Source organism: Endozoicomonas sp., assembly GCF_051008435.1.
In the GTDB taxonomy this organism is placed as follows: Bacteria; Pseudomonadota; Gammaproteobacteria; order Pseudomonadales; family Endozoicomonadaceae; genus Endozoicomonas_A.
The window spans coordinates 1-5,400 of record NZ_JBPCXO010000041.1 but is presented as its reverse complement, the minus strand read 5'-3'; the positions used below and the strand labels follow the sequence as shown (position 1 = coordinate 5,400).

Genomic DNA, 5,400 nt, shown 5'->3' with positions numbered 1-5,400 from the left:
AAAGATGACAGCTGTGTGGCTGTCGTTTTGCCGAATGAGGACAGCAGGTAATCGCTATACAGCTCAAACAGCTCTGTGTTCATGCTCTAAAGCATGGCAGATTTTGCTGAGTGCGTAACATGAGTGACATAAGTTTGTGTGCTCAGTGAGTCATAAAGTGGTTTTCAGCAAGGAGAACGAATGCAGGCGTAGCTTTTCTACGTCAAATTCGCTCGACGCAGTCTGAAAGACACTTTATGACCCACCCTTCGGGCTCAAGCGAGAAAAACTCTGACTTCGTTATGATCGCTTGAAAGACATGAGTATTCCTGCGCTACCACGCCTTGCCAGAGCTTTTCTCGCTTGAGCTGAGCGCGACGAACTTATGTCAACAGAACCTAAGACTGTGCCGGTTTTACCATCGGTGCTGAATTGCCAAGTAGTACTTCTGGAAGATCAAGAGTCTGGGTTGGGAATGCTATGTCTGCTTCATGTGAGTGGATGATACTCATTATCTTGACCAGAACCTCCTGCTTGACCCTGTGATATTCAGCCCAGTCTGTAGTGCAGGTAAAGCAATAGATAAAGAAATCCAGACTGGACGCCCCAAAGCTATTGAAATTCACCATCAGGATCTTGTCTTTGGTAATTTCATCATTGTCATGAAGGTACTGTTTAATTTCAGTAATAATGGCTTCCAGCTTGCTGCCATCCTGATACCTGAGACCAATGGTTTCCTTAATCCGCCTGTTTTCCATTCTGGACGGGTTCTCGACAGAGATATTGGTAAAGGTGGCATTAGGCACATACAGAGGACGCTTGTCGAACGTTCTGATCCTTGTCTGACGCCAGCCTATGTACTCCACGGTACCTTCTATATTCTGGTCAGGAGAACGAACCCAGTCCCCTACACGAAACGGCTTATCAAGATAAATCATCAAGCCCCCAAAAAAGTTGGCCAGCATGTCCTTGGCAGCAAAGCCGACGGCCAGACCACCCACACCACCAAAGGCCAGAAGACCTGAAATGCTGTAACCCAGTGACTGTAAAACAACCAGAGCACAGGTAATAATGACAACAATTCTAATCAACCGGCCTATAGCCACTACTGTCGTTGGATCATTAGGTTTGTTACCGGTCAGGGAAGGATTCAGGAAATTTCGTTCCAGCTGACGAATAAACCGGATGATGCTCCAGCCTATCAGCATGATGATAATGACATCCCTGAGGTTACTGAGTCCGTCGATCAAGACAGAATCCGTAGCCTTAGAAACAACATCAACAGACCAGCAAATGCCAATAATCCAGATCAGCATGGTCACGGGTTTTCTAAGGGCTCTTATAACGGCATCGTCCCAAGGGGTCCGGGTTGCTCTGGCTCCCCGAGCTAAATGGACAAACACCTTGGAGGATATCAGGTTGATGACACCTGAAATCATCAGGACGATAAAGACCTGGATAACCCATTGTGGAATATCAAGGTCTTGAATAACTGGGATTGAAAACGACATCACTCTACTTCCAGATAGATAATGGCATGCTTTACTATCAAATAACTCCATCCCCAGCGAGGACGGAATCATTCATTCACTCATAGCAGTTCAGTTAAACCGTTCTGAAAGATAATCGAGTCTGTCTTTGCAATTCAGATAGCGGTCCATGGTCACCAACTCTTCCTGATCACGCCCACCTCGGGCTTGAAGAGAAGAAAGTTCAGGCGTTGAGAAAGAAGACTGATCAAGCCAGGGTAAAACCTCCCTGACACCATCACGACTGCTTAATAACAGCAGATCACAGCCTGCGTTCAAGGCTTTTTCGACTCGAACACTGTAACTCCCGGCAGAAGCAGCGCCTTCCATTGTCAGACAGTCACTGATGACAAGTCCGTCAAAACCGACCTGATTTCTAAGAATATCCTTCAGCCAGATTGATGAAAAGCCACAAGGCTGATCGTCTACTTCAGAAAAAACGATGTGAGCTGGCATAACCGCTTCAATACCTTGCTCTATCAAGGCTTTGAACGGCACCATATCCTGCTGCTCGATAGCATTCAATGATCGACTGTCCCGAGGCAAGGTTAGGTGAGAATCCTCGTTCACACCGCCATGGCCAGGAAAATGTTTGCCTACGCAAGCCATACCGGACTCATGAACACCACTGCACCAGGCAGTGGCCAGCTTAATAACGGATTCCGGCTCACCGCCCAATGCACGGTCACCCACTATGTCCGTCAGACCTAAATTCAAATCCAGTACCGGAGCCAAACTGAGATCCAGACCACAGGAAAGCAACTCTTCCGCCATCAGCCAACCACAATCCTCAATCAATTCCAGCGCTCTCTGGGGATCACGGTTGAAGTAACGAGCATAGCTTTCTGCGGGAGGCAAGCGGGTGAAGTCCTGCTTGAAACGCTGTACCCTGCCACCCTCCTGATCAACCATCAGAATCAGATTCTGCCTGATACTTCTGATTTCATTGACCAGATCACACAATTGATTGCGATCATGAAAGTTTCTGGCAAAAAATAACACACCGGCAACACCTGGGTGCTGGATTAAATCCCTCTCTTCAGGCTGAAGTGTCTGCCCCTCAAGATCGATAATTAAAACGCCATTATTTTTCGCGTTGTTCTGGTCACGCGTAGTCATTCTTTACCTGTTCTCCTGAACCGTCTGCTGCAATCCGGCTACTCTGGCAGTATATCGATTGTGGTACCCGGAAGAACCCGGTTGAATAGATCTATCATGTCTTTCCCATGCATCCGGACACAGCCCCGTGATCCGGGCTCTCCCATCACTGCAGCATCGGGTGATCCATGAATATAGATATATCGTCGCATAGTATCGACATTTCCCAAACGATTATGACCGGGTTCAAGCCCACTCAACCAGAGAATGCGACTCAGAATCCAATCCCGACGATCAGGATACTGCTGCTGTAATTCAGAGGAATAAATTTCACCCGTGTATCGCCTACCTAGAAAAACCGCATGTAAAGGCAGACCATCACCGATTTTGGCTCGTATAACATGATGACCAAGGGGGGTTTGCCAGCTGCCTTCCTGCTGACCTACTCCCTTACTGGCAGTTGATACAGAGTAACAGATCGTCTCTGCCCCCTCTTGAGTCAACTCCAGAGTCTGTGAGGCAATTCGAACATTAATATGCACAGCTGAATCCCTATTGACTGGTGTTTCAGAGCCTCAGGCCAGATTAAGAGCCTTCAGCCGGAATAAACATTATCGGCCATTATCAAAGGCGGCATGAGCACGCAGACCTGCAGCCATAAAGGGCACCATTCTTCTCATGATGTTCTCAAGATTGTCTTCGATGGCATAGTCTCTCTTTGCCATAGCCAACAGCGCATCCGCACCTGACATAGAGAAAACGGCAGAGCCAAGAATAAAGTAGGTCCGCCAGAATTTATCTGCAGTTGGCAGGTCAGGACAGGCTCTGAATAGGAGTTCAAAATAGCGACTGAAAACCGTCCCGTACGTTTCTGTCAGATAACGCTTCAGGTGCCCCTGACTTTGGGTAAAAGCCAGTCCCATAAGCTTCATAAAGATGGAGATATCATCCGATCTTCTGGGCTTAACCGCCAGTATGTGATCCACCAGAATTTCCAGCACAGCTTCAAGATCAGGGTCCTGACTCTGCTCTGAAAGTTCATCCAGAGTCTTATTCAAACCGTCCATAAAAGGATCAAGGAAGCGGGCAAATACCGCTTGTATCAAAGCTTTTTTGGAGCCAAAATGGTAATTTACTGCAGCCAGGTTAACGCCTGCCTGACTGGTAATGGTTCTCAACGAGGTTTCTGCAAAGCCATGCTCGGCAAAGAGCAGCTCGGCTGAATCCAGAATTCTTTCTACAGTTGATGGTTGTGCCATGATTCAAGGATTTTTATAAGGTTAATAAACGACTGTTTAAAACCTACGTTTCAAACCCTGAACTGTCAAGGTAACTGCTGAATGAATGCAGAAAACCGGCCTCTTTTTCTCCTCCCCCCTCACCACGAGACCAAAACTCCTAAATAATACTGCCCTGCAAGCTCGAAAGGAGTGTGAGCGGCAATTAATGTAAGAAAAACCGACGATCATGAGCTACTTTTATGAAATCGTTGATATAGCAACAGCTTCTTACCTGTATGACAGCTCAAATTTTATCATCTGATAATCAAGAAACTCAGATTATCATTGCTGTTCAACACCAAAACTCAATGCTTGATTTCGAGGACAACCTTCAGCAAAGCCTCAACCAGGCTGGAGTGCTCGGAGTAGAGAAGCAATTGGAATACATGGATACCGATGGCTCGCCCATCAAGATAGGCGGCATCCATATGACCAGCAAGCATAAAAAAGAACCCAAGGTCTATGAAACCTCATGGGGTGCTACCAAAGTATCTCGCTATGTATACCAAAGCAGCCAAGGCGGAGAAACCTTTTGTCCACTCGACCAGAACGCCCGAATCATTGTCAATTCAACACCCGCCTTTGCTCGAATGGTCAGTTGGAAGTATGCACAGATGGCTGCTCCTCAGATTGAAGAAGACCTGCGACAAAATCATGGCCGAACCAGCAGCCGCTCAACACTTCGTGATTTAGCCGATGTAGTGGCAAGCATTGCGCAGGCCAAAGAAGAAAAGTGGGTATACGACATACCTGAGTTATCGAAGCCCGTGAAGACAGTAGCCATAGGGCTTGATGACGTAAACCTGCTGTATTACGAAGGCTATCGGATCGCTATGTGCGGCACCATCAGCCTCTATGATGATGAAGGTGAGCGTCTTCATACTCTCTACTGTGCAGAAGCGCCGGAGTACGGCAAGCAAACCTTCATCAACCGGTTTACTGGGGAAATCCAGAAGATTAAAGAGAAATTTCCTGATGCGGTCTATGTGGGCGTTGCAGATGGCGCTGCGGATAATTGGACATTTTTAGAGTCTTTTACATCGGTTCAGGTGTTGGATTTCTATCATGTGTCTGAATATGTTGCTGACGCCGCTGAGGCGCTGTATCCGGGCAAGAAAACCACACAAGAAAGGCATGCATGGCTTAAGCAAAAGCTACATGACCTGAAACACGAGGAAGGCGCAGCGAAAAAGCTACGGCGAGAGCTTGGCCGAGCATCACCGGGAAACAATCGTACAGTCTCTCTGGAAAAATTGATAAAAGCCAAAACCTATTTTAAAAACCACTGGCATCAAATGATTTACCCTGAAGCGAGGGATAGAAATTTACCGATTGGTTCAGGTGTTACAGAGGCTGCTTGCAAAAGTTTGGTAAAACAACGCATGTGTCGCTCCGGGATGCGCTGGAAAGAGCAAGGTGCATCAATGCTGTTGACGCTGAGAGCGTTAGTTTGTTCATCCGGACAATGGGAAGCGTTCTGGTTAAAGATGAACCGGTATGGTTTTCCCATTGTA

Annotated in this window: 5 protein-coding genes; 1 reads left to right on the top strand and 4 read right to left on the bottom strand. The window is 47.1% G+C overall.

The window, feature by feature from the left end; translation table 11 throughout:
- Positions 1 to 377 precede the first annotated feature (377 nt).
- The 4 genes from ACR2PX_RS01825 to ACR2PX_RS01810 form a co-directional block, all read right to left on the bottom strand.
- Positions 378 to 1,490, bottom strand: a complete 1,113-nt coding sequence (locus ACR2PX_RS01825; RefSeq protein WP_433997651.1) for a mechanosensitive ion channel family protein — start codon at positions 1,488 to 1,490, stop codon at positions 378 to 380.
- Between the two features lie 90 nt (positions 1,491 to 1,580).
- Positions 1,581 to 2,627 (bottom strand): beta-N-acetylhexosaminidase, encoded by a 1,047-nt coding sequence (gene nagZ, locus ACR2PX_RS01820; protein WP_433997650.1) that lies wholly within the window; start codon positions 2,625 to 2,627, stop codon positions 1,581 to 1,583.
- Between the two features lie 38 nt (positions 2,628 to 2,665).
- Entirely contained in the window at positions 2,666 to 3,148 is a 483-nt protein-coding gene (locus ACR2PX_RS01815) for a L,D-transpeptidase family protein (protein WP_433997649.1), read from the bottom strand.
- Between the two features lie 69 nt (positions 3,149 to 3,217).
- The gene (locus tag ACR2PX_RS01810; RefSeq protein ID WP_433997648.1) at positions 3,218 to 3,865 is read right to left on the bottom strand and encodes a TetR/AcrR family transcriptional regulator; all 648 of its coding nucleotides are present in this window, start codon (positions 3,863 to 3,865) and stop codon (positions 3,218 to 3,220) included.
- Positions 3,866 to 4,122: 257 nt separating this feature from the next.
- Here ACR2PX_RS01810 and ACR2PX_RS01805 point away from each other — a divergent pair.
- Positions 4,123 to 5,400 (top strand): ISKra4 family transposase (locus tag ACR2PX_RS01805; protein WP_433997647.1); only part of this gene is annotated, 1,278 nt, incomplete at its 3' end.